Source organism: Lentzea xinjiangensis, assembly GCF_900110955.1.
GTDB classification, from domain to species: Bacteria; Actinomycetota; Actinomycetes; order Mycobacteriales; family Pseudonocardiaceae; genus Lentzea; species Lentzea xinjiangensis.
The window spans coordinates 26,904-51,000 of sequence record NZ_FOFR01000011.1; the positions used below are offsets into that span (position 1 = coordinate 26,904).

Here is a 24,097-nt window from a genome sequence, read left to right on the forward strand (position 1 = left end):
CCCGGGGTGACGGACTGGAACCTGTTCCTCGTCGTCGACGCGGAACCCGTCGAGCTGTCCGGCGGGCGGGACAGGATCGTGCTGCTGGCGAACCGGCGGCTGCTCGCGTTGCCGGACAACGGTTTCCAGCTCCTCCTCGCGTGGGTCGCCGGCCCGCGCCGGGTGGTGCGCACGCCCGTGCCGGTGCATCCCGACCAGGACGTCGTCGACACGTTCGTGAACTCCTACCTCGTGGAAGCCGGTGTGCCACCACGGCCTCGCGGCTTCGCCTGGTACCTCGACCTCCCGGCCGGGGTCGCGCCCGCCGAGCTGTGGCGCGCGGTCGGCCTGAGCGGGCGGCACGGGGCACCGGTCGACCTGGGGCGGGTCCGCGAGGCGATGGAGCGAGGACTGGCCGCGCTCTTCGACGCCTCCTGACGAAAACCACCACGAAATCCCTGTGGCGCAGCAACATGAAGATCAGCCCCCGGACCGTGTCGGTCCGGGGGCTGATCCCGTCGCACCGGGGACGTGACGGCGGGTTGGCCCGCCAGCCAACGAGAAGCCGTCACAGTGCGACTGGGAGGGTGTGAGCACAGCGCGGGGGTGGGGCGCCTCGCGATCGGGGCACGAACGCTCAGCGCCCGCTTCCCCCGCTTCCAGCCGGGAGGATCAGAGGTGCAGGCCCAGGTCGTTGCCGTTGCCGATGCCGCCGTCGAGCAGCTCGACGTCGCCGAGCTTGATGTCGCCGATGACCTGGCCGAGGTCGTTGTGCACGTCGCCGACCTGCGCGACGTCCTGCACCACGTTGCCGGTCAGGTTGCCGGTGACGCCGGCGACGTCGGTCACGTCGAGGTCAGCGGTGTCCACGACGTCCTTGACCAGCACGTCCGTGTTCACGACGTCCTTGAGCAGCACGTCGGTGTCGAGGTCCTTGACCAGCACGTCGGACACGTCCTCGACGTTCACGACGTCGGTCACCGTGGAGACGACGCCGTTGTGCGAGGCGATGCCGGTGACCTCGGAGACGATGCCGTTCTCGGAGACCACGCCGGAGACGTTCGAGACGACGTCGGTGGCGCCCAGGACGGTGGCGTCGAGGGTGTTCGACACGTCGCCGACGCCGGCGAAGTCCGTGACCAGCGCCGTGACGGCGGTGGGGGCGGCGATGTCGGCGACACCCGTGATGCCCTCGACGTTGCCGGTGATGAACTTGAGGCTGTCGACGGCGGTCAGGTCGCCCGCCTCGACCAGCAGCTTGTCGATCGCGTCGACGTTCCCGACGGACGCGGTGTCGAGCACCAGCGGCAGGATCTCGTGGATGTCGACGACCGAGATGTCGCCCAGACCGGCGGCCTCGAGGGTGCCCTCCGGGTCGACCAGGAACGCCTCACGTGCGTCGAGGTCGCCGAGCAGGTTGAGGGTGAAGTCGTGCAGCGTCTGCTGGGTGCCCATGAGGAACTCGAACTCCTGTAGGTGGATCGGGGGGTGTCGGGGTGAACCGTATGGAGGAACGACACCCCCCGGCATCGGGAGTTGGCCCCAGTTTGTAACGAAATGAAGTCCTTAGGGGAAGCCCGTCACCCGTTAGGGGAGGGGGGATTTCACCCGTTAGGGACCCACGTAGTTCTCGGCGAAGGTCGCCCGGTAGGCAGGGGACTCCGCCAGGTGCTCCAGCCTGGCCTGCGCCAACCGTCCGAAGAAGGGCGAGCTGACGTCGGTGTGGATCATGTTCACCATCCACTGGGAAAATTCCTGTGCCCGCCAGACGCGGCGCAGGCAGTCCTCCGAGTAGGTCTTGAGACCGGTCTCGGACCCGGTGGCGTAGAAGTCCATCAGTGCACGTCCGAACGTTGCGGCGTCGTTCATCGCGAGGTTCATGCCCTTGGCGCCGACCGGCGTGATGATGTGGGCTGCGTCACCGAGCAGGAAGAGCCGGCCGTAGGACATCGGCTCCACCACGTGGCTGCGCATGTCGAGCACGCGCTTCTCGATGATCTTTCCCTCGGTCAGCGCCCAGGCCGAGTCGTGCAGTGCGAACCTCTTGTGCAGCGCTTCCCAGACCCGTTCGTCGGACCAGTCTTCCGCCTTTGTTCCGACCGGTACCTGGAGGTAGAACCGAGAAATGCTCGGGGATCGCAACATGTGTCCGGCGAAGCCGTCCGCGTGCAACGCGTAAATGATGGCTTTAGTCGACGGGGGAGCCTCCGCGAGAATCGCGAGCCACTCGATCCCGTGCTGGTGGGTGAATTCCGTCAGCACCCCGTCAGGAATGGATTTCCGGGATATTCCGTGAAATCCGTCACATCCGGCCACGAAGTCGGACTGCACGGTCTCGCGGACGCCGTCTGCGCTGGTCCACACCACTGAGGGCCGTGAGGTCATCAGGTCGCGCAGCTCGACGTCGCTGACCGAGAACCGGATGTCCCCTCCGGCGTCGAGGAATGCCCCGATGAGGTCCTTGACCACTTCCTGCTGTGGATAGACGTAGTGCTGGCGTCCGCCATACAGGTCGCTGTACGCCACCTGGAAGGCCTGACCGTTCACGCGGAATTCACACGTTCCGTGACGGTCTGCTTCCATCAGCAAACGATCTGCCAGACCGAGTGACTCCAACATGGTTACGGAGCGGTGCTCTAAGACTCCCGCCCGTGGCCGTGTTTCCACATGACTGCGACTCGCTTTTTCGAGCACGACGCAGTCGATACCTGACTGCTGGATCAAGTTTGCCAAGGTCAGACCGGCCGGCCCGGCGCCGACGACGGTCACTGAACGCTTCAAGTGGGTTCTCCTAGCCCTAGACCTGCTGTGCTTAGATGCTCACCGCAGGTAGTGGACTGGAACCTGCTCGTGTCGGTCAACTGGGGTCTTTTGGAGCAGCATCACTACTCTGAGTGGTTGACCGTCGCGAATCTCCCCGCAACGACGACACCGCTCCGACAGGAGAGTGCTCCCGATGACTCGAAGAGTCCGCCGTATGGCCATCCGTGGCATCGCCCTCGCCACGCTGCTCGTCACCGTGGCGAGCTGTGGTGCGCTCGGCGGCAAAGAGCAGGCACCCCCGGCCGACGCGAACAACAGCGGTCCGGTCGAGAAGGCCAAGATCACCCTGGGGACCATGCCCGTCCTCGACGTGGCGTCGATCCACGTGGCGATGAGGAAGGGCTACTTCCAGGCCGAGGGCCTCGAGGTCGAGCTCAAGACGATCCAGGGCGGTGCCCAGGCGATCCCCGGCCTGATCAACAAGGAGCTGGACTTCACGTTCGGCAACTGGGTCTCGTTCTTCGCGGCCCAGGCCAAGGACGCGGCGAAGGCGGTCGACGGGATCAAGCTCGTCGCCGACGGCTACCAGGCCACACCCGGCATGTTCCTGATCCTGGCTGCGGGTGACTCGGCCATCAAGGCACCCCAGGACCTGGCCGGCAAGACCATCGCGATCAACACCTTCCGCAACATCGCCGAGCTGACCGCGAAGGCCACCCTCGAAGCCGCGAACGTGGACGTGAGCACGGTCAAGTTCAAGGAGATGGCGTTCCCGGACATGCAGGCGGCGGTCCAGAACAAGACCGTTGACGCGGCCTTCATGGTCGAGCCGTTCATCACCCGTGCCCAGCGCGCCGCCGGTCAGATCAAGGTGCTGGACGCCGCGACCGGCCCGACCGACAACATCCCGATCGCCGGCTACGCGACCAGCGGCGAGTTCGCCAAGAAGAACCCCAAGACCGTCGCCGCGTTCCAGCGCGCGATGGCCAAGGGCCAGGCCGACGCCGCCGACCGTCCCACGGTCGAGCCGCTGCTCGTCGAGTACGCCAAGGTCGACAAGGAAACCGCAGGTCTCGTCCACTTCGGTGCCTTCCCGACCACGCTGGACCAGACGCGTTTGCAGCGCGTTGTCCAGCTGATGCAGCGGTATCAGATGCTCGACAAGGATCTCGACGTCAAGCCGATGCTCATCCAGCCTTCCGGCAGTTGACGAACAGCGCGGGTGACTGTGATCGGGCCGTGATCGCGGTCACCCGTGCGCGTCGTTTCCGCCGGATGAATTATCGCTTCAGGGCCGTTTAGCCGCCCATTCAAAGTTGTTGATTCTCGAACCAGCTGTTTTGTCGTCCGAACGGCGGTATGAGAGCGGTTCGTTTTACTCCAAGATCCACCAGGTTTGCAGCTATTAAACGGGCGGGGAGTGTTGACGGTGCGCGGTCGTGAGGACCAGCGAGGCATCGACCGGTTCCGCCTACGCAACTGGCGGTTGCGGAGCAAGCTCGCGGTGGTGTTGTTGGTTCCGGCTCTGAGCACCGCGACTCTCGCGGGCCTGAGGCTGAACACCCAGCTCGACGACGTCGAGCTCTTCGACACCGTCCAGCGCGAGCTCGCGGTCAGCCATCAGGCGGCCAAGGTGGAGAACGCGCTGCAGGTCGAGCGCGACTGGGCCGTGCAGTGCGTAGGCGCAGGCAGGCAGAACGCGTGCCCCGAGCACGCCGCCAAGACCGGTCTCACGGACACGGAGCTGGGCAGGTACCGCGACGCGGGCGCGACGGCCACGGCCTTGAGCGCGTCTCTGCAGGAGGCGTTCACCAAGTCGCTCGAGTCGCTCGACGGACTCGCTAGCCTGCGCGTGACGATCCTGAGCACGAAGTACCCCGACATCGCGGTGGTCGGGGCGTACAACCAGATCATCGCCTCGCTCGGCCAGGTGCACCGCGCCGCGGTCTCCAGCCTGAGCGAGCCCGAGATCGTCCCGCTGGTCTCCGCCGCGCAGGCGCTCTACGTCGCGCAGGAGCAGCTCGGGCAGCAGAACTCGATCCTGACGTCCACGGCGCTGCGCCGCAGTTTCGCGCCCGGCGCCGCGGACGAGCTGAGGTCGGCGCAGTCCCGGTTGGACGCCGCGTTCACCGAGTTCAACGACCTGGCCTCGCCGGCGAACCGGCAGCGGTTCCAGGACGTCGTGTCCGGTGCCGCCGTGGACGGCCGCAACCGGCTGGTGAAGCTCGCCCTCGCGCAGGACGCCGAGCGCAAGCCGGTGTCCATCACCGACGCCGAGGTGCTCAAGATCGGCCAGGACACGGCGAACCTCGTCCGCGAGGTCACCACCGACCTCGAGGGTCAGGCCGACGCGACGACCACGCGCCTCGCGAACGCGGCGCGCACGGACGCCTGGCGGGACGCCGGTCTGGTCGCGATCTCGCTGTTGATCGCGTTCGGCCTGATGGCGATGGTGGCCCAGTCGATGCTGCGACCGCTGCGCGTCCTGCGCCGCAGCGCCCTCGACGTCGCCCGCAACCAGCTCCCCGAGGCGATCCGCCGCATCCGGTCGCACCGCGACCCCGAGCGGGCCGCGGAGGAGGCGATCGTCCCGGTGCCGCTCAACACGACCGAGGAGGTCGGCCAGGTCGCGCGGGCGTTCGACCTCGTGCAGCGCGAGGCCGTCCGCCTCGCCGTCGAGCAGGTGGTGCTGCGCGCGAACGTCAACGACATGTTCATCAACCTGTCGCGGCGCTCGCAGGCGTTGGTGGAGCGGCAGATCAGCGTGATCGACCGGCTCGAGCAGGACGAGCAGGACCCCGACCACCTGGCGTCGCTGTTCGAGCTCGACCACCTCGCGACGCAGATGCGCCGCAACAGCGAGAACCTCCTGGTGCTCTCCGGCACGACGGTCAACCGCCGCGTCACCCGCCCGGTCGCGATCGCCGAGGTGCTCGGCGCCGCGGTGTCCGAGGTGGAGAAGTACGCGCGTGTCCAGATCGCGCCGACGCCGGAGGTGATGGTGCAGGGCCGCGTGGTCAACGACCTCGCGCACCTCGTCGCCGAGCTGCTCGACAACGCGACCGCGTTCTCCAAGCCGACCACCAAGGTCACCGTGCGCACGATCGAGACCCGCAAGGGCGAGGTCGCGATCCGCATCCACGACCGCGGCGTCGGCATGCAGGAGGACGACGTCGTCGAGTTCAACGCGAAGCTCGCCGAGCCGCCGGAGGTCGACGTCTCGGTCGCCCGCGAGATGGGCCTGTACGTGGTCGGCCAGCTCGCGAAGCGCCACGAGATCCGCGTGACGCTCGCGAACAACGACGACATCGAGGGCGGCGTCACCGCCCAGGTGGTCCTGCCGACCTCGTTGCTGCACAAGGGCGCCGCGCCCGCGCTGCCGCTGCTGCCGCCGGCTCCGGCGAGCACCGACGCGACCGGTGAGGGTCTCTCCGGTGTCCCGAAGTGGACGCCGGAGCACCCGGTGGTCGTCCCGTCGCCCGCCACCGCCGACGAGAACTCCGGCCGGCACCGCATCGAGCAGACCTCCGCCGACGGTCTGTTCACCGCGCGGATCGAGGCGGACGAGAAGTCCGCTGAGGACGGTTACTCCTACGAGCCGCCGCCCATCGAGCGCCCGGCCGACCCCGCCACCGAGATCTTCCCGGCGATCGTCGACGACGACGAGCCGCTGATCTCCCCCGACGCGCTGTCGCGGTGGTTCCAGACCCCCGCCGCGGACGAACCGGTCAAGCCGCCGTCCGAAGTGGACAGCGCGCCCGCCGAACCGGCGCGTGCCGCAGCGGAAGCGGAACCCCCCACGGTGAACGGCCTGCCCAAGCGGCAGCGTTCGGCGGAGCCCGTGCGGACCGAGGCGCCGACGGCGGTGCCCCGCGCGGTCGCCGACTTCGCCGAGTCCGACTGGGGAGCGGCGGACGAGGGCTGGCGCGCCGCCGGCGCCCTCGGCACCGGCGAGACCGCGCAGACGACGGAGAACGGCCTGCCCAAGCGCGTGCCGAAGGCGCGCCTGGTGCCCGGCTCGTTGCCGAAGCCGTCGTCACCCGCACCCCAGCTCGCCACCGCGAACATCCCCGGCCGGTCAGCCGACCGGCTCCGCCAGCGGTTCGCCACGTACCAGAAGGGCGTCCAGATGGGGCGTGAGTCGCTCGTCGACTCCTCCGTCGGAGGCATCCCCGTGATCGCAGAAAGGGAACGCCAGTGACCACCGCGACTGAGGAACTGGACAACTTCAGCTGGCTGGTCGAGGACTTCGTCAGCAGGGTCGCCGGTGTCGCGCACGCGATCGTCGTCTCGGCGGACGGCCTGCTGCTCGCTTCGTCGGACCGCCTGCCGCACGACCGCGCGGAGCAGCTCGCCGCCGTGTCCTCCGGCCTCGTTTCGCTGAACCTCGGCGCGGCGCGTTGCTTCGAGGCGGGGGAGGTGAAGCAGACTGTCGTCGAGATGGAGCGGGGCTACCTCTTCCTGATGTCCATCAGCGACGGGTCCTGCCTCGCCGTTCTCGCCGCGCCCAACTGCGACATCGGGCTCATCGGTTATGCGATGACCCGGCTCGTGGAGCGGGTCGGTCTCCAGCTGACGCCGGAGATCCGTGCCCAGCTGCACGTATCCATGCGAGCCTGAGCTCTGAGTAGAGAGAAGTTCCCATGAGCAACGGTGCTCCGGGTCGTCCGGGGTCACCTGGGGTCGACCTGACGGCGACGTCGGCGAAGATCGTCGTCGCGGGCGGGTTCGGTGTCGGCAAGACGACGTTCGTCGGCTCCGTCTCCGAGATCACCCCGCTGACCACCGAGGCCGTCATGACCCAGGCATCGGTGGGGGTCGACGACCTGTCCGCGGTCCCGGACAAGGTCACCACCACGGTGGCCATGGACTTCGGCCGGGTGTCGCTGGACAGGGACCTGATCCTGTACCTGTTCGGCACGCCCGGTCAGCACCGGTTCTGGTTCATGTGGGACGACCTGGTCCGCGGTGCGATCGGCGCCGTCGTCATGGTCGACACCCGCAGGATCGACGAGGCGTTCGCGCCCATCGACTTCTTCGAGGACCGCGACCTGCCCTACGTGGTCGCGGTGAACTGCTTCGACGGCCTCATGCACCACCGGGCCGAGGAGATCCGCGACGCGCTCACGATCCCGTCCTCGGTGCCGATCATCCCTTGCGACGCGAGGAACCGGCAGTCGACGAAGCAGATCCTGATCGCGCTGGTGGAGCACGCGCTGCGCCAGCCGTCGTTCGCCTAGCTCCGCTTCCCGCGGCAACGGGGCCGGTGCCTCTGGGCACCGGCCCCGTCGGCGTGCGGGTGCCGAGCCTTTCGCCGGTGCGCTGCCGCGGTGGCGGGCGACTGCCGTGCCGCAGTGGGCCGTTCGGCTTCCCCGGCGCACGGCCGTCGACAGTCATTCGCCAGAGCTTCATTCCGCGCGCCCACCGGCTCCGGCACGCTCGGAAGACATGGAGCGTCGGAACTTCTTACGTGTCGCAGTCGTCGGGACAGCCGCGGCGGCTTTCGGTGGCGCCAACTGGCGTGAGGCCTTCGCCGCCGGAGCCCAGCCGGGCCCGAGCCCCTACGGCCCCCTGCAACCGGTGAACGCCAGCGGTCTCATGCTGCCGCAGGGGTTCACCAGCCGCGTCATCGCCCGCTCCGGCCAGAAGGTGGCCGGCACCTCCTACACCTGGCACTCCGCGCCGGACGGCGGTGCGTGCTTCGCCGACGGCACGGGCTGGATCTACGTGTCCAACAGCGAGGTGCCGCTCGTCGGCGGGGTCGGGGCGGTGCGGTTCGACCAGAGCGGCACCATCACCGCCGCCTACCGGACCCTCAGCTTCACGAGCGTCAACTGCGCCGGCGGAGCCACGCCGTGGAACACCTGGCTCAGCTGCGAGGAGATCGACCGCGGCTACGTCTACGAGACGGACCCGTGGGGCGCCAAGGCGGCGGTGCGCAGGCCCGCCATGGGGCGCTTCAAGCACGAGGCCTGCGCGGCGGACCCGGTCCGCCGGGTCGTCTACCTCACCGAGGACGTGCCCGACGGGTGCCTCTACCGGTTCCGGCCCGCCACGTGGGGCGACCTGAGCACCGGCACGCTCGAGGTCATGACCGGCGGCGCCGAGACGTCCGGACCGGTCGGCTGGGCGAGGGTGCCGGACCCCGGCGGGAGTCCGACGGCGACGCGCGACCAGGTGCCGGACGCCAAGCGCTTCAACGGTGGTGAAGGGTGTTACTACGCCGACGGCACGTGCTGGTTCACCACCAAGGGCGACGGGCGCGTGTGGGCCTACGACGCCGTCAACGGCACGATCAGCCTGACCTACGACGACTCGCTGGTGACCGGTGGCACGCCGCCGCTCACGGGCGTCGACAACGTGACCCGCTCGTCCGGTGGCGACCTGTTCGTGGCCGAGGACGGTGGGAACATGGAAATCTGCATCATCACGCCGCAGGGGGTCGTGGCGCCGTTCCTGCACCTGCCGAACCAGAGTTCCAGTGAGATCACGGGTCCCGCGTTCTCACCCGACGGCAGTAGGCTCTACTTCTCCTCGCAGCGCGGCACCTCCGGCAGCAGCGGAGGTGGCATCACCTACGAAGTGACTGGACCGTTCCGGCGCTGATTGACGTTTGACTCTTCTTGTGCGCCAACGTCGCAGCGATACAGTCGGGGTGCAATTACCCTGCATTGCGAGGAGATCCCTGTGTTCCTGCGCAAAACAATCGCCGTTGTGGCCAGCGCTGCCGCCCTGTCGGCCGGCATCGCCGGCACGGCGGAAGCTGCGCCCCGCACCCTCACCTACAACTCCAGTGGCGCCGGTGAGTTCCAGGCCGCCGTCGACCAGGGCGCCCAGGTGTGGAACAACAGCGTGGTGAACGTGCGGCTGGTCAAGACGACCGGCGCCGCGAACATCACCGTCACCGTGGACAACCAGTGGCCCCGCGCCTACGTGTCCAGCCTCGGCCGCGGCCGGTGGGTCATGGGCCGCCAGGCGGTCAACGAGGGCCACGACACCGTCCGCATCTCGTCCCACGAGTTCGGTCACCTGCTCGGCCTGCCCGACCGCAGGACGGGTCTGTGCACCGACCTGATGTCCGGCGCCAGCGCCGGCACCTCCTGCAAGAACCCCAACCCGAACACGAGGGAGAAGGCCGAGGTCGAGGCGAACTTCCGCACGGCGGCGACCGTCCAGGCCACGACGTTCGTGGACGCTGCCTAGCCAGTGCGCGGTGGTTGTGGCCGACCTGCCGGCCACAACCACTCACGACGGCGAGACCACCAGGTCGACGCCCAGCGCGCGGAGCTCGTCGGGATCACCGGGCCCGCCGATCACGTGCACGCCCGCGGACCGCAGCAACGGCACCATGAGGGCCAGCCCCTGGCGCGCCAGGCGTTCGGACGGCGGCCTGGCCAGCCGGACACCCCACACCGGGCTGCGCTCCACAGTGGACAGACCGGCGAACCCGCCGCCGAACTCGTGCAGCAGGACGTGCACGCCCATGTCGTGCAGCACCTCGAGGTTCTCCTCGCCGTCCGGCATCGCCCGCACGTCGAGCGCCAGGAACAGCGACGAGGCGGGGAAGGCGCCGGCCCGCAACGCCGACCGCACGTGCGCCGCCAGGTCGGGGTCGCGCGACAGGTCGCGGGACAACCTGATCAGCACCGGCTCACCGCGCGAGCACGCGTCCCGCAACACCATCCGGCCGAGGCGCGAGGCGAGGCCCAGCGCGTCGGCGTGGGCCACCACGTCGTCGTGCCGGGAGACGCCCCACCGCAGCGAAGCCTCCAGGAACGCCCGCTCTCCCGAGACCCACGACACCGGCGCGTACTCCACGGAGATCTCGCCGTTCTCGAAGGCGCCGGGCATGGCCGCGATGCGCGCGAACCTGGCGCGGTCGGCGGCGTCGGCCTCGTGGTCGTAGATGCCCCACTGCCGCTTGCCACCGGTCTCGGCCCGCCGCAGCGTCGAATGGGCGCGCCGCAGCACCGTCGTCGAGTCCACCCCGTGCCCGGCGGTGTGCACGAAGCCGATCGACGTGGACACCGCGACGCCCGCGCCCTCCAGGTACACCGGCTCCGACAGCTCCTCGTCGATCATCGCCGCCAGCGCCGCGACGTCGGGGGAACCGTGGATCAGCACCACGAACTCGTCGCCGCCGACCCGTGCCACCACGGCGTCCGGGAGCGCGGCCCGCAACCGCCGCGCCACCTCGACCAGCACGGCGTCCCCGGCCGCGTAGCCCAGACCGTCGTTGACGATCGTCAGGCTGTCGACGTCCAGGTAGCCCAGGGTGTGCGGCTCACCGGTCGCGAGCGCCGACTCCAGCTTGTCGGTGAACGAGGCGCGGTTCGGCAGGCCGGTCAGCAGGTCCGTCAGCGACTGGTGCCGCAGCCACTCGTGCAGCATGCGCTGCTCCGTGACGTCCTCGATCAGCGCGACGTGGAACTTGGGCAGGCCGTCGGACCCGCGCAGCACGGACAGCACCACGTTCGCCCACACCGTGTCGCCGTTGTCGCGGGTGAGCTCCCACTCGCGCCGGTCGCTGTCCACAGAGGACTCGATCATGCGCTCGCAGGCCGCGGCCAGAGCCGCCGCGTCCGCGTCGGTGAACAGGTCCTTGGGCATCTCCTCGTGGCCGAGGATCGCGGCCAGCGCCTCGTTCGCCTCCACGACACCGCCGCGCAGGTCGAAGATCGCGATGCCGACCGCCGTCGACGCGAAGACCTGGGCGAACCGGGCCTCGCTGTCGTGCAGGTCGCGCTGCGCGTCCTCGACGGCCTTCAGCAACGCGTTCTTGACCTTCTCCTGCTCGGCGAACAACTGGTCGCGCGTCGCCCGCACGTACCCGGCCGCCAGCGCGCCGAGCACCTCGGGCGGGAACTCGGGCGCCAGCACCTCCAGCGTGCGGCGCAACGAGTCGGGCCCGGTGAAGCGCTTGCGCACGAGCCATTCGCCGATGGCCACCGCCGCCTGCCCGGCGCGAAGCCGGACGGCGTGCTCGTCGAGGTGCTGCGTGAGCTCCCGCCGCGACATCGGCGAGTACGCGCTCTCGATCAGAACAGCCGCCCAGCGCTGCGCCAGGGGAGAGGGGGCCATCAGGCTTTGCGGCCCACCGCGGCGTAGAGGTTCGCCTTCGACGGGTCCGCGCCGACGTCCTCCGGCGTCTCCGGCCGCCACTCGGGCGTGAAGACGATGCCGGGCTCCACGACCTCCGTGCCCGCCAGCATGTCCGCCACCTGGGCCTTGGTGCGCGGCGTGATCGGCTCCGCGGTCTTCGCGAAGATCTCCGCGCCGGCCGCCATGGCCGCCGGCATGCTGTCCGCGGTGAAGTGCGACAGGGCCAGGTACGAACCGGGCGAGAGCGCTTCCACGTACCGGGACAGGACGCCCCACGGGTCGTCCGAGTCGGGGATGAACTGCAGGACCCCGACGACCAAGAGCCCCACGGGCCGGGAGAAGTCGAGCGACGACGAGGCCTGCTGCACGACCTTCTCCGGCTCGCGCAGGTCGGCCAGCAGTGCCGTCACGCCGGGCTCGTCGGCGAGCATGAGCTCGGCGTGCGTGGTCGCGACCGGTTCGAAGTCGACGTAGACGACCTTCGACTCCGGCGCGACCTCGTGCGCCACCTCGTGGACGTTGCCGACGGTCGGGATGCCCGAGCCGAGGTCGAGGAACTGCCGGATGCCGAGGCCGGCCAGCTCCAGGACGACCCGGCGCAGGTACGCGCGGTTGCGGCGCGCCATGTCCCGCACCGGCAGCACCTTGATCAGCGCTTCCGCCGTCGCCCGGTCGGCTTCGAAGTTGTGCCCGCCGCCGAGGAGGTAGTCGTAGATCCGAGCGGAACTCGGGACGTCGACGTTGACGCCTTCCGGAACCCAGCTGACTCGATCGACCACAGCGGCACACCTCTCGCGACGCGAATTCTGAGCGTGCTCACCCTACTGGCGGCGATGATAGGCCGAACGAGCGAAATCCGGTCACGTGCGAATGGCCCGTCAGAGGATGAACCAATCGGTGCAACCACCGGCGAACCGGAACTTCACCGGTCCGCGTGGACCGCTCCCCATCACGAACGTGCCCAGCTCGTCGACGGCCGAGGTCTCGTGCTCGCCGTTCGGTGTCACCAGCGTGACCGACCCGGACGCCGGTATCAGCTGACCGGTGATCCCCGCTGCCGACACCTCGACCTGCAACGTCACGCCGTTCGCGTCGAACACGAGCTGCCGCGCCGTCGTCGTGGCCCGCGCACGGGCGAACAGGGTGTCGTCCAGCACGGAGTCGTACGACGTGATCAGCAGCAGCTCCTCGTCGACGGTGCGCCAGGTGAACGCGGCCTTCGCGGCCTCGACGAACTCCGGCGGCACGTCGCCGGGAGGTGTGCTCACCGCGTCGCGCAAGGCGTCGAGCAGAACCTCGTCACTGTCCCAGTCGTGCCGCACCCAGCACACCTCCTCCCGTTCGCGACTTCACCGGAGATCCCAGGAACGCGGCCACCGCGGCGGTCTTGCGCAGCTTCTGCAGGCACCGGATCCGCGTCGGGCCGATGCTGCCGACCGGCATCGCGAGCTCTTCGCTCACGACCTGGTAGCTCGGCGGCGGATCGGTCATCAGCTTGGTGAGCAACCGCTTGCACTGGTCCGTGAGCTCGGCGAACCCGTCGCGCAGCGCCTGGCGCCGCTCCACGGCCAGCAGGTCCGCCTCGACGTCCGCGTCCACCTGCTCCGACTCCAGCGCCTCGGACTCGGACAGCGGGTCGTACAGGTGCGTCCTCTGCTGCACGCGCAGCACGCGCAGGCACTCGTTGCGGGTCGTCGTCATGATCCAGCCGGGCAGGGCCTCCGGCTCGCGCAGCCGTCCGATCTGCTCCACGAGCCGCAGCCACAGCGTCTGGTTCACGTCGGACGCGTCCGCCGGGCGCAGCCGGTGCTTGTAGATCACCGACACCACTAGCGGCGTGTAACGGTCCACGATCTCGTTCCACGCCGACTGGTCGCCCTCGGCCGCCGCGCTCACGAGCGCGGCGATCGGGGATCCAGAGGTCACGTCGACTCCTTGCGGTCACAACTTGCGGAGGCCGAGGTCGCTCCCCAGATACAACTACTTGATGAGAACACCGTAACCGGGGTGGAACACCGCGCCGGTCAGCAGCTTGTCCCGCGCCTGAGCCGCGGTGCTGCCGTCGGCGACCATCGTCGCGGCGATCCGGCCGGTGACCAGCGGCGCCGCGAACGACGTGCCGTACCAGTACGCCCACAGCGCGAACGGGGTCGCGGAAGGTTCGCCGGGTAGCTGCCACCGGCCCTTGAGGTAGGTCGAGGCCCGGTTGCCGATCGCGCACGCGTCGACCCAGTGGCCCCAGTTCGAGTACGACGCGGGAACCACGGAGCCGTCCTGGTTCTGCTCGGCGGCGGCGACGGCGGTGACGCGGGGCAGCGCGGCGGGCCAGCTCGGCCGCTGCGTGCCCTGGTTGCCGGCCGAGCCGACCACGACGACGTCCGCGGGCAGCTCGTCGACGACGCGCCGCAGCGGTTCCGACGCCACGTCGTCCGCGGTGAAGCAGCCCAGCGACAGGTTGAGCAGGTGGATCTTCTTCCGGCCCAGCTCGGAAATCTTGAGGCAGAGCCGCTCCTCGTCACCGAACCCGTTCTCGTCGAGCGCGACCTCGGGGTCGAACGTGACGCCGGGCGCCGCGTTCTGGATCACGCCGGCGACGAACGTGCCGTGCCCGCCCTGCAACGCGAAGAGGTCGCCGCCGCTGTAGGCGGGGTCGACGTCGTCCGCCTCCTTGGCGTAGCGCTCGGCGAACCAGCCGGCGTGGTCGCTGTCGGCGCCGGAGGAGATGCCGGTGTCGACGATGCCGACCCGCACCTCGCGGAGGCGGTCGTCCGCCTCGGGCGTGGACATCGGGTCGGCCGGGCGGGGCCGGTCGCCGGGGTTGCCCATGACGAGGCCGCCGTGGCCCACGACCACGTGGTGCGGCTGCACGAGCGGCACGCGCTGGCCTGGCCAGTTCCGCGGGTCGCGCAGCAGGCGGACGATGCGCGGGACGTCCTCGGCGTTGTTCGGCAGCAGCAGCCTGGCCATTCCGGCGAATCCGTCGCCGGGCCGGGTGACGATGTTGTTTTCCCGCAGTTTCTCGGCCACGCGTTGTTGGTCTTCGGTCCCGACGAGCAGCTGGCCGGGACGATAAAGGAATTCACGTCCGCGTTCGGCGTGCAGACTGATGTTCTTGTCCTCGGCGATGAGCTGCAGGAAAGCTCTTTGGTAAAGCTCCGCGCTTTCAGGCGTTTTCGACACCACGGCCTCACTAAAGCAGCGTTGACGGACACCCCGACCGAGCTTGATCAAGCTACCACAACGGATAAAGTGTCGCCGTGACCGATTTTTGTGCGGAAGACGCGCTGGTGGCCAGGCAGCGCAACCCCCGCGAGGCCGTGGAGATGGCCCGCGCGGTGCTCCGCACGACGGAAGACCGCTCGGAACGGTCCACCGCCGAGCGCGCGATCGGTCTCGCGTTGCGCGAGATGCACGACTTCGGTGGCGCGGCCCGGCACCTGCGCCGCTCGATCCGGATCGCCTCCGACGCCTCGCTGCCCCGGCTGGCCGCGCTGGGGCAGATGAGTCTCGCGTGGGTGCTCGCCTACACGGGCAAGCACCGGCAGGCGTTGAAGGCGCTGGACGACGCGATGCCGGAACTGACCGGCGCGGACGCGGTGGCCGCGCTGATGCAGCGCGGCGTCGTCTTCCACTACCTGACCCGCTACGACGACGCCCAGCGCGACTACACCGCGGCCATCGCCGGCGCACGTCGCGTCGGGGACCGGCTCGTCGAAGCGCGCGCTTTGAACAACCGCGGGCTCGTGCGCGCGTACGTGGGCGACATGCGCGAGGCGTCGGCGGACTTCGAGCGGGCGGCCTCGTTGCTCGGTGAGCTCGGCCAGGAGCTCGGCGTCGCGGACGTGCACTGGAACGCCGGCATCATGGCGACGCGCGGCGGTGACGTGCCCGCCGCGCTGACGTTGTTCGACAAGGCGGAGGAGGTGTACCGCCGGCTCGATGTGCTGCGCCCGGTGCTGCTCGTGAACCGGCTGGAGCTGCTCGTCTCGGTGCCGCTGCTGGACGAGGCGCGGGCCGCGGCCGACCGCGCGATCACCGAGCTGAAGGCGTTGCAGAACCCGCTGGGCGTCTCGGAGGCGCTGTACTTCCGCGCCAGGATCGCCCTGCTGGACGACGACCCCGACGCGGCGAACGCGTTCGCCGCGGAGGCGCGCCGCCGGTTCCGGCGCGAGCAGCGCCCGCTCTGGGCGGCCGGTGCGCGCTACCTGGAGCTGCACGCCGCCGTGCTGCGCGGGGACCGGTCCCGGCCGTTGCGGCTGGCCCTGTCGCGGGTCGCCGCCGAGCTCGACTCGGTGGACTGGCGGCTGCCCGCGCTGGAGGCCCGCATCGACGCCGGTCTGGTGGCCGCCGACCTCGGACATCGGGTCCGCGCCGTGGCCGAGCTGTCGATGGCCGCCGCCGCACGCCGTCGCGGTCCGGCGGGGTTGCGCGTGCGGGGCTGGTACGCGGAGGCGTTGCGGCGCAAGCTCTCCGGCGACGTCCGCGGCACCTCGTCGGCGTTGCGGCGGGGGATCGGGCTGCTGGACGAGTACCGGGTGTCGCTGGGCGCGGCCGAGCTGCGCGCCTCGACCGGTGTGCAGGGCCAGGCCCTGGCGCTGGAGGGCCTGCGGCTGGCCGTCGCCTCCGGCAACGCGGCGCGGGTGCTGTCGTGGACCGAGAGCTGGCGGGCCGGGGCGTTGCGGATGAAGTCCGCGTCCCCGCCCGACGACCCCCGGCTCGAGGACGCCCTGGCGTCGTTGCGCGCGGTGGCGGCGGACGTGGAGTCCGCCGTGCTGGCGGGAAAGCCCGCCGGCGCCCTGCGCGCCAAGCTGGTCCGCGCCGAGCAGCGCGTCCGCGACCTCACCCGGCAGATGTCGGGCGAGGTCGCGATGGTCAAACCGCCCTCGGTCCCCTCGCTGGCCTCGGCACTGGGCTCGGCGGCGTTGATCGAGTTCGTCGAGTACGACGGCTCGTTGTCGGCCGTCGTCCTGGCCGGTGGGCGCGCGTCGCTGCACGCGCTGGGGCCGGTCGAGGGCGTGGTCCGCGAGATCCGCCTGCTGCGCTTCGCCCTGCACCGCCTGGTCACGTTGCCGCCGGAGCTGCCGAACGCGGCCGTGGCCCGCTCGTCGGCTGCGCACGCCGCCGCGCTGCTGGCCCGCCGCCTGCTGGAGCCGCTGGCGTCCAGGGTCGACGGCCGTCCGCTGGTCGTCGTGCCGACCGGTGCGCTGAACGGCCTGCCGTGGGCCGTGGTGAACCGCCAGGTGACCGTCGCGCCCTCGGCCGCGGTGTGGCTGCGCGCTCGGTCGGTGCCGGACGCGGCGGGGGAGGCGGTGCTGGCCGCCGGTCCGCGGATGGCCGCGGCGCCCGCCGAGATCAAGGCCATCAGCGCGCACGTGCCGGGTCGTGTCCTCGTTGACGCGGAAGCGACCGTGAGCGCCGTCTCGTCCGCCATGGACGGTGCCGCGCTCGCCCACATCGCCGCGCACGGCTCGTTCCGCGTCGACAACCCGCTGTTCTCCGCCCTGGAGCTGGCGGACGGGCCGTTGACCGTCTACGACATCGAACGGCTGCGCCGGCCGCCGACCCGGGTGGTGCTGTCGGCCTGCGACACCGGTCAGTCGGCGGTCCGGCCCGGTGACGAGCTGATGGGGTTCACGGCCGCGCTGCTGGGGCTCGGCACCCGCACGTTGATCGCGCCCGTGGTGCCGGTGCCGACCGACGGCACCGCGCCGGTGATGGTGGAGCTGCACCAGAAGCTCGCCGCCGGGCTGGCTCCGGCCGAGGCGCTGGCGGCGGTGCAGCGGGCAGCGGGCGACGACGCCGCTTACGCCGCCGCCGTCGGGTTCGTGTGCTTCGGCGCCGGGTGATCAGCCCGCTTCGGCGGGATGCCGGTGCAGCGCGGTGGCGGCGTCGCAGCGGAACTCGCTGACCGGCACCTTCGACCGGTCGGGGAACCAGAGGTCGACCTCGCCGGTGGCCGTCCTCACCGCGAACTGGCACTCGAGCTCGCCCCGGTCCGTGGAACCGGCGGCGACGGCGACCACGGAGTCACGCACGGCGACGTCGAGCGTCGGCGGGTTGACCACCGGCGGGGGCAGCGCCGCCTGGATCGCCGCGCGCACCTCGTTCTCGGCGGGCGCCGGCGGGAGTGCTTCGAGGGTGCGCCGCACCACGTCCCCCATGGTGCTGGGCAAGCCCTTGCGCGGGACCGGCGGTGGGGTGAGCGCGGCGGCGCCCGGCGGGCAGGCGACGCGGTCCGGGTGGCCGTCGACCAGACCGTAGTAGTCGAACTCCATGCGGTAGCAGGCCGTGATGGCGTCGCGGTGGGTGAACCAGGCGGAGTACGCGTCGTGGTGGATGCGGATGACCAGCCGCACGCTCGGTCTCGTCGTGTCGGCGAGGCGGTCGCCGATGTCGGAGTACTCGAGCACGTCGGAGCTGCCGCACAGGCTGTAGCGGTCCTGCAGGCGGCGGGCGAACCCGGCGGCGTCTGCCGGCATCGGGTACTTGGCGAGGCATTCGGCCGTGCGCTCGGCGTCGGCGTCCGTGTACGAGCTGCCTTCCGGCCGCGTGGCGAAGTACCCCGCCACCCCCGCGACGAGCGCGACCGTCGTCAAAGCCACGATCCCCCAAGGCTTCATGCCGGTGACGTTAGCGCCGCGCCGGTCCGGGGCGCACGAGTAGTCGTACTCAGGTGGCCCGGGGTTCGCCGGCGCCGGAGGACGCCGTCACCGCCGGACGACCTGCTCGGCCCCGGGTCCTCACCACACGATCGAGCGCAGGATCAGCGCCGCGATGAACACCACGGTGAACGCGAGGTCCAACCCGAACCCGCCGAACCGCAGCGGCGGCAACACCTTGCGCACCGGTGCCAGCACCGGCTCGGTCACCGCGTGCGTGACCCGGCGGACCTTCCACACCCAGTCACCGCGCGCCTCCAGCGTGACCGCCCAGTCCACGATCATCCGGCCGATCATCACGATGATGAACAGCGTCAAGAGCCAGCCGACCACGAAGCCGATCACGCCGAACAAGTTGGCCTCCTGTTGTGTCCCGTACGTCCATGAAGCCACATGAAGCTGAGAGGCGCCTGGCAACTCGCTGAGACAGTCTCCAGCACGTGACGTGCGGACGAAGGCCCGGGCCACCGCCGGGGCGGCCTGCGTCGTGGTGACGGCGCCGAGCCGCTCACCGCCGGCTGGTCGCCGCCATCGCCACGGCGACGCCGACGACCGTGAGGACGATCCACTGCGTGATCTCCGCCCACCGCGGCGGATCGTCCCAGAACCACTCGGCGGGGGTCGGCGGGTCGAGCACCCACCGCGGGGCGTCGCCCTGCCGCACGACCAGGTGGTGGCCGGCCAGCAGGGCGCCCGCCGCGGCGAAGAGGCCGAGGCCGCCCAGGCAGCCGGGGTCCGCGCGGACGGCGGCGCCCAGGCCCGTGATCGCGGCGACGAGGACCAGCGAGCCCAGCACCGCGAGGAGCCACGACCAGGTCTCGCCCGTGCCCAGCTCCTCGAAGCCCTGGCGGAAGTAGCCGAAGGACACGATCGCGTAGATCAGCGTCGAGAGGCCGGCCAGCACCGCGACGCAGCCCGGTCCGTTGTCGTCCACACGTACCACCCACTCCCCGGACAGCCGGTCGGAACGAAGGGTCAGAAGCTCACCAGCGGAGCTCCGGTGACGAACTCGTGGACGAAGTTCACGAAGAAGAACCCGAAGAACACCACGTTCAGCCCGAGCACCACGTAGTGCCACCACCGTGGCCGCGCCGGGCGGGGGAGCCGCGAGTTCAGGTACATCAGGGCGAACGGGAACATCAGCGCGCCCAGGTTCGACATGTTCGCCGAGATCTGCACCAGCTCGACGGGCAGCGCGAGGTGCATCGCTCCCGCGATGAGCACCAGCACCAGCAGCATGAACGGGTAGTAGAACCGGCGCGGGTCGTCCTCGATCCGCTTGCGCAGCCGCGGGGACACCGCGTGCACCGCGTCGGTGAAGTTGCGCACCAGCGCCTCGAAGATGCCGAGCTGCGTGGAGAACAGCACCAGCACGCCCACGACCAGCATCAGGTAGAACATGCCTTGGCCGTGGAGCACTCCGAGCTGCTCGGCGGTGAACGTCGGCACGTCGGCCGCGGTCGGTTGCCGGCCCGACACCGCGACGATGTGCGCCATCAGCACGGTCGGCAGCAGCATGCCGAGCATCGCGCCGACGAAGAACACCGCCCACTGGTCGATCAGCAGCAACCGGTACCAGCGCTTCCAGAGCGAGGTGTTCGCCGGGGTGTCCACAAAGGTCACGCCGACCGGGCGGAGCTCCTGCTTGCCGCCGCGCAGGCCCGCGATGAACCCGACGTGGTGGCCCATGCCGTAGCCCTTGTCCCGGTAGTGGTTCATCGCGTACCAGTTCAGGCCGGACGCCAGCGCGGTGAAGCCGGCCAGGCCGCCGAGCTGCGTGGCGGTGATGCCCTGCGGCGGGGCCGCCGGGGTCACCAGGCCGCGCACTCCCTCCGACCACGCGGAGAACGGCACGACCGCCACCGCCACCACGATCAGGACCAGCAGCAGCGAGCCGACGAGCACCCAGTTCGCCAGCTCCAGCGCTCGCGACACCTTGCGGGCGCCCGCGGTGATCAGGAACACCACGACGAGCAGACCGATCGCCAGCAGCCGCACGAGCTGGATCTCGTCGGGCCGGTAGCCGCGGCCCGCGATCAGCGCGAAGAGCCCCTGGCCCGCGCCCGCCGCCCAGCCGCCGAAGAGGAACGCGAAGTAGAAGACCGCCAGCGAGACGGGCACCCAGAACTTCCAGCCCGGCGGGACGCGGCCCCAGCCGACGACCGGCACCTCACCCGTCGCCACGACGTACCGGGCGATCTCCACGTTGTAGAACGTCTGCAGCAGCGCCGACACGGTGATCACCCAGCCGATGCCGACGAAGCCGAACTCGCCGACCGCCTGCGGGCCGAGCAGCCACTCGCCGCTGCCGATCGAGATGCCGAGCGCGATCAGGCTCGGGCCGATGACGAACTGCACGACCTGGCGGAGTCCCAGCCTGCGGACCCGGAAGACCTCCTCGGGTTCCGGCAGGTCCGCCAGGTCGAGCGGCGGCCTGCTCACCCCGATCTGCATCGACAGCACTGTCGACCTCCCGGCACGCGGGGAACGGAGCCACCACTGTCCCGGCGGTACGGGCACCCGGTCAACACATCGCAGCCCGAGAGACCGGCACGCCGATGGCGGTGGAACCGCTCAGGACGAAGTAGCTTGGCCCGCATGACCTCTGCTGCAGACATGCTGGCCGTCGCCGTCGAAGAGGCGCGGACGGGACTGGCCGAGGGCGGCATCCCCATCGGCGCCGCGCTCTTCGACGGCGACGGCAGGCTGCTGGGCCGCGGCCGCAACCGCCGCGTCCAGGACGACGACGCCTCCATGCACGCGGAGACGTCGGCCTTCCGCAACGCGGGCAGGCAGCGCGGCTACCGCGGCACGACCATGGTCACGACGCTGTCGCCGTGCTGGTACTGCAGCGGCCTGGTGCGCCAGTTCGGCATCTCGCACGTGCTGATCGGCGAGGCCACCACGTTCCACGGCGGCCACGACTGGCTCGCCCAGCACGGCGTCGGCATCACGGTCGTCGAGGACCCCGGGCTGATCGAGCTGATGACCGCGTTCATCGCCGAGCGCCCTGAGCTGTGGTACGAGGACATCGGCCGGGACTAGTGGGTGCGTGGCTTCCGTGCTGATCGCCGGCGCGAACGGGGACGCGGGTGCCGAGGCCGCCCGCCGGCTGGTGCCGGCCGGTCACGCGGTGCGGCTCGACGACACCTCGGACGAGTCCGCCTCGGCGGCGACGCCGGCGGAGCTGGACGTGCTGGTCAACTGCCGGAGCGCTCCGCTCGCCCGGTGGTGAACGTCGGCGACCGCGGGTCCCCGGAGTCGAGGGCCGCGATCGCCGTGGTCACCGTGGAGTGCGCGAAGGCCTTCCCGCGGATGCGGATCACCGCAGATCGGACCGGACGGGCCGACCGGCGCCTACTTCGAGGCCGTGTAGCGCTCCACGGCCTCGTCCACCGAGCGCACGATCGTGAAGACCGAGTCGAGCCCGGTCGCCTCGATCGGCCGCAACGCCGCTCGCGCGGCCGCGACGACGATGAAGTCGACCCCGGCGCGGGAGGCGCGCTGCTGTCCCAGCACCAGCGCCTCCAGCCCGGCGGAGCCGAGGAACTTCACGCCGGCCAGATCGACGACGACCGCACGGTTCGCTTCCACCACGTGGCTGTCCAGGGGACCGTTCAGCTCGCTGCTGCTCGTGGTGTCGAGCTCGCCGGACACGTGCAGCACGACGACGTCGGAGGTGATCCGGTCGACGACCACAGAGGCCAGGGCGGTGGGGTCGGGCACGCTGTCTCCCTTCGAGAACTTCAACACCCCACGTTAACGCGGCCCTGGGAGACCAGCCAACGCCCCCTCAGCGAGGAGCGGCCCTCGGCCAGTGCGGCGTCGACGTGCTGGGTCAGGCGGGCGTGCAGTTCGTGACAGACGGTGAAGCCGAGCCGGACGTCGTCCGGCGGGCACTGCACCGGCAGCAGCTGCGCGAACGGGTCACCGCCGATGGTGTCGACGGCGGTCAGGAACCCCACCAGAGCCCCCACCAGGCGCCGGTGCAGCCCGAACAGCGACAGCGCGTTGGCGAGCGCCAGGGTGGGCGCCGGCATGTCGTCGACGCTCGGGCCGGGACCGCCGTCGAGGTCGCGCAGCGTCACGGTGAACAGCACCGAGTGCGTGCGTTCCGACCGGGCGCCGTACGCGTCGCCGTGGATGTCGCGCAGCACCGAGCGCATCTCCCGGCGCGGCCGCCAGAACGCGTTGTGCTTGCGCAGCTCGGCCTCGCCCGCGTCGGAGAGCACCGCGGGCTGGGTCGTCTCGGTGAGCGAGCGCAGGCTCTCCTCCCAGCGCGCTTCCAGCGCCGCGCGGAACTGGGTCAGCGCCGGGTGGTCCTCCCAGCCGGGGTCGACGTCGTCGAAGCCGCGCATCCGCAGCTCGTAGCAGATCCACAGCGTGAGCTGCAGGTCGTCGTCCAGCCACGCCTGCCTGGTGCCGCCGCTGACCAGCAGCGCCGGTCGCGGCAGCGGTGGGACGCGCAGCGCGGCGACGAGTGCGGCGCTCATGTGGCCGCGGGGAGCAGGGAGGCGCATCAGGTTTCCTCACGCGTTCGGGCTATCAGCTGGTCCACAAGGGACTCGGGGTCCGGGCAGCGTCGTTGCCTGGCGGCACCGCAGCCGTTGCGGCGCAACCAGTCCATGTGCCGCTCCACAGTAGACAGCGTGCCGCGATCGCGCAGCGCGGGCGCCACGTGGTCGACGAGCGACAGTGCCCGGTCGAACGCGGGGGAGAGCTTTCCGGTGTGCGGGTCGGCGGCCAGTCCGTCGGCCCCGTCGCGCGACGCACGCCAATATGCCGCTCGCAGCACGGAATCGTCCACCCTCTGTTCGGAGGGTTCGGACGCGACGAGAGCGCGGATCAGCTCCGCGAGGACGACCACTTCCGTTGCCAGCTGCGGGATGTCCGCCACCCGGATCTCCACCGTCGGGTGGTCCTGCGACGGCCGCACGTCCCAGTAGACCATCGCCCTGTCCAGCAGGGCCTGGGTCGCGATGACCGCGTCGACGGTCCGGTCGTAGTGCTCGGGGCCGTCCCACTCGGGAGGCGGCCCGCTCACCGGCCAGCGTGACCACACCATCGACCGCCAGCTCGCGTACCCGGTGTCCTCTCCCCCGTAGATCGGGGAGTTCGCGCTGAGGGCGAGCAGCGTCGGCAGCCACGGCCGCAGCTTGTTCGACGCCCGCAAGGTCTCCGCCTTGCTCTCGACGCCCACGTGCACGTGCAGTCCGCAAGCACCTTGCCCGATCACGAGCCTGCGGTGGGAGTACTCGATCTGGTGATACCGGGGGTCATCCGATCCGGGGGGAGGGCCCGCTTCGCCGATCGGCGGCATGCCCGTGGCCACCAGCCGCGCCCCGGCCTCGTCGGCGGCCCGCACGAGCGTGCGCCGTGCCGCGCGGACCTGCTCGTCCAGCTCCTCGAAGGAGTGGGTGACGCCCGTGGCGACCTCGATCTGGAACGGCGTCAGCTCGCCCTGGACGTCGAGGTCTCCCGGCGCGCGGGAGATCTTCCTGACCTGCGGCGCCAGCGCCACCGGCCGCCGCGACTCCGGGTCGACGAGGAGGAACTCCTGTTCCACGCCGACGGTGTAGTGATTCATCGGAGAG

At 70.5% G+C, this 24,097-nt stretch carries 24 protein-coding genes; 10 read left to right on the forward strand and 14 right to left on the reverse strand.

Going from position 1 to position 24,097, the window contains the following annotated elements:
* Window positions 1-6 precede the first annotated feature (6 nt).
* On the forward strand, window positions 7-417 hold the full coding sequence (locus tag BMW88_RS22875) for a DUF5956 family protein (protein ID WP_089953719.1): 411 nt from the start codon (window positions 7-9) through the stop codon (window positions 415-417).
* A gap of 234 nt (window positions 418-651) precedes the next feature.
* Here the strand turns inward: BMW88_RS22875 and BMW88_RS22880 are convergent, their stop codons facing one another.
* Together BMW88_RS22880 and BMW88_RS22885 are read right to left on the reverse strand one after the other, a co-directional pair.
* Window positions 652-1,434, reverse strand: coding sequence for an IniB N-terminal domain-containing protein (locus tag BMW88_RS22880; RefSeq protein ID WP_089953721.1), 783 nt, complete (start codon window positions 1,432-1,434; stop codon window positions 652-654).
* Window positions 1,435-1,590: 156 nt separating this feature from the next.
* Window positions 1,591-2,748 (reverse strand): 4-hydroxybenzoate 3-monooxygenase, encoded by a 1,158-nt coding sequence (locus BMW88_RS22885; RefSeq protein ID WP_245777985.1) that lies wholly within the window; start codon window positions 2,746-2,748, stop codon window positions 1,591-1,593.
* A 208-nt stretch (window positions 2,749-2,956) separates the two neighbouring features.
* On the opposite strand from BMW88_RS22885, the gene BMW88_RS22890 reads away from it, so the two are divergent.
* The 6 genes from BMW88_RS22890 to BMW88_RS22915 all read left to right on the forward strand — a co-directional run bounded on the left by BMW88_RS22890 (window position 2,957) and on the right by BMW88_RS22915 (window position 9,945).
* Entirely contained in the window at window positions 2,957-3,952 is a 996-nt protein-coding gene (locus BMW88_RS22890) for an ABC transporter substrate-binding protein (protein ID WP_245777986.1), read from the forward strand.
* A 219-nt stretch (window positions 3,953-4,171) separates the two neighbouring features.
* Complete coding sequence (locus tag BMW88_RS22895; RefSeq protein WP_245777987.1) at window positions 4,172-6,943, forward strand: nitrate- and nitrite sensing domain-containing protein; 2,772 nt, start codon at window positions 4,172-4,174, stop codon at window positions 6,941-6,943.
* Window positions 6,940-7,362, forward strand: a complete 423-nt coding sequence (locus tag BMW88_RS22900; RefSeq protein ID WP_030468876.1) for a roadblock/LC7 domain-containing protein — start codon at window positions 6,940-6,942, stop codon at window positions 7,360-7,362. The genes BMW88_RS22895 and BMW88_RS22900 overlap by 4 nt, the downstream gene beginning before the upstream one ends.
* A gap of 23 nt (window positions 7,363-7,385) precedes the next feature.
* On the forward strand, window positions 7,386-7,982 hold the full coding sequence (locus BMW88_RS22905; protein WP_089953727.1) for a GTP-binding protein: 597 nt from the start codon (window positions 7,386-7,388) through the stop codon (window positions 7,980-7,982).
* A 208-nt stretch (window positions 7,983-8,190) separates the two neighbouring features.
* Window positions 8,191-9,348 (forward strand): alkaline phosphatase PhoX, encoded by a 1,158-nt coding sequence (locus tag BMW88_RS22910; protein WP_089953728.1) that lies wholly within the window; start codon window positions 8,191-8,193, stop codon window positions 9,346-9,348.
* 108 nt (window positions 9,349-9,456) lie between these two features.
* Entirely contained in the window at window positions 9,457-9,945 is a 489-nt protein-coding gene (locus BMW88_RS22915; protein WP_245777988.1) for a snapalysin family zinc-dependent metalloprotease, read from the forward strand.
* 42 nt (window positions 9,946-9,987) lie between these two features.
* Here the strand turns inward: BMW88_RS22915 and BMW88_RS22920 are convergent, their stop codons facing one another.
* The 5 genes from BMW88_RS22920 to BMW88_RS22940 form a co-directional block, all read right to left on the reverse strand.
* Complete coding sequence (locus BMW88_RS22920) at window positions 9,988-11,823, reverse strand: diguanylate cyclase domain-containing protein (protein ID WP_089953731.1); 1,836 nt, start codon at window positions 11,821-11,823, stop codon at window positions 9,988-9,990.
* Entirely contained in the window at window positions 11,823-12,623 is an 801-nt protein-coding gene (locus tag BMW88_RS22925; protein ID WP_089953733.1) for an SAM-dependent methyltransferase, read from the reverse strand. The genes BMW88_RS22920 and BMW88_RS22925 overlap by 1 nt, the downstream gene beginning before the upstream one ends.
* A gap of 99 nt (window positions 12,624-12,722) precedes the next feature.
* On the reverse strand, window positions 12,723-13,166 hold the full coding sequence (locus tag BMW88_RS22930) for a hypothetical protein (RefSeq protein WP_089953734.1): 444 nt from the start codon (window positions 13,164-13,166) through the stop codon (window positions 12,723-12,725).
* Window positions 13,144-13,770: an RNA polymerase sigma factor gene (locus BMW88_RS22935; RefSeq protein WP_089953736.1), complete on the reverse strand. Its 627-nt coding sequence runs from the start codon at window positions 13,768-13,770 to the stop codon at window positions 13,144-13,146. Before BMW88_RS22935 ends, BMW88_RS22930 begins: the two co-directional genes overlap by 23 nt.
* Before the next feature lie 54 nt (window positions 13,771-13,824).
* Window positions 13,825-14,871, reverse strand: a complete 1,047-nt coding sequence (locus BMW88_RS22940; protein WP_245777989.1) for a S8 family peptidase — start codon at window positions 14,869-14,871, stop codon at window positions 13,825-13,827.
* A 230-nt stretch (window positions 14,872-15,101) separates the two neighbouring features.
* Here BMW88_RS22940 and BMW88_RS22945 point away from each other — a divergent pair, with 230 nt between their 5' ends.
* The gene (locus BMW88_RS22945; RefSeq protein ID WP_245777990.1) at window positions 15,102-17,690 is read left to right on the forward strand and encodes a CHAT domain-containing protein; all 2,589 of its coding nucleotides are present in this window, start codon (window positions 15,102-15,104) and stop codon (window positions 17,688-17,690) included.
* On the opposite strand, the gene BMW88_RS22950 is transcribed toward BMW88_RS22945, so the two are convergent.
* The 4 genes from BMW88_RS22950 to BMW88_RS22965 form a co-directional block, all read right to left on the reverse strand.
* The gene (locus BMW88_RS22950) at window positions 17,691-18,464 is read right to left on the reverse strand and encodes a hypothetical protein (protein WP_143116201.1); all 774 of its coding nucleotides are present in this window, start codon (window positions 18,462-18,464) and stop codon (window positions 17,691-17,693) included.
* 120 nt (window positions 18,465-18,584) lie between these two features.
* Window positions 18,585-18,848: a YggT family protein gene (locus BMW88_RS22955; protein WP_245777991.1), complete on the reverse strand. Its 264-nt coding sequence runs from the start codon at window positions 18,846-18,848 to the stop codon at window positions 18,585-18,587.
* Between the two features lie 163 nt (window positions 18,849-19,011).
* Window positions 19,012-19,437: a hypothetical protein gene (locus BMW88_RS22960; protein ID WP_089953739.1), complete on the reverse strand. Its 426-nt coding sequence runs from the start codon at window positions 19,435-19,437 to the stop codon at window positions 19,012-19,014.
* Between the two features lie 41 nt (window positions 19,438-19,478).
* Window positions 19,479-20,957 carry an Nramp family divalent metal transporter gene (locus BMW88_RS22965; RefSeq protein WP_089954110.1) on the reverse strand — a complete coding sequence of 493 codons (1,479 nt, stop codon included), beginning with the start codon at window positions 20,955-20,957 and terminating at the stop codon, window positions 19,479-19,481.
* Window positions 20,958-21,101: 144 nt separating this feature from the next.
* Between BMW88_RS22965 and BMW88_RS22970 the strand changes: the two genes are divergently transcribed.
* The gene (locus tag BMW88_RS22970; RefSeq protein ID WP_245777992.1) at window positions 21,102-21,548 is read left to right on the forward strand and encodes a nucleoside deaminase; all 447 of its coding nucleotides are present in this window, start codon (window positions 21,102-21,104) and stop codon (window positions 21,546-21,548) included.
* Between the two features lie 7 nt (window positions 21,549-21,555).
* Window positions 21,556-21,738, forward strand: coding sequence for a hypothetical protein (locus BMW88_RS22975; protein ID WP_089953741.1), 183 nt, complete (start codon window positions 21,556-21,558; stop codon window positions 21,736-21,738).
* Window positions 21,739-21,860: 122 nt separating this feature from the next.
* Here the strand turns inward: BMW88_RS22975 and BMW88_RS22980 are convergent, their stop codons facing one another.
* From BMW88_RS22980 to BMW88_RS22990, 3 genes are read right to left on the reverse strand one after another with little or no spacing between them, the layout of a single operon-like run.
* Window positions 21,861-22,229 (reverse strand): STAS domain-containing protein, encoded by a 369-nt coding sequence (locus BMW88_RS22980; RefSeq protein WP_177221252.1) that lies wholly within the window; start codon window positions 22,227-22,229, stop codon window positions 21,861-21,863.
* A 20-nt stretch (window positions 22,230-22,249) separates the two neighbouring features.
* Window positions 22,250-23,023, reverse strand: a complete 774-nt coding sequence (locus BMW88_RS22985) for an iron-containing redox enzyme family protein (RefSeq protein ID WP_089953743.1) — start codon at window positions 23,021-23,023, stop codon at window positions 22,250-22,252.
* Window positions 23,023-24,090, reverse strand: a complete 1,068-nt coding sequence (locus BMW88_RS22990) for a carboxylate-amine ligase (protein WP_089953744.1) — start codon at window positions 24,088-24,090, stop codon at window positions 23,023-23,025. Before BMW88_RS22990 ends, BMW88_RS22985 begins: the two co-directional genes overlap by 1 nt.
* Window positions 24,091-24,097: the final 7 nt, after the last annotated feature.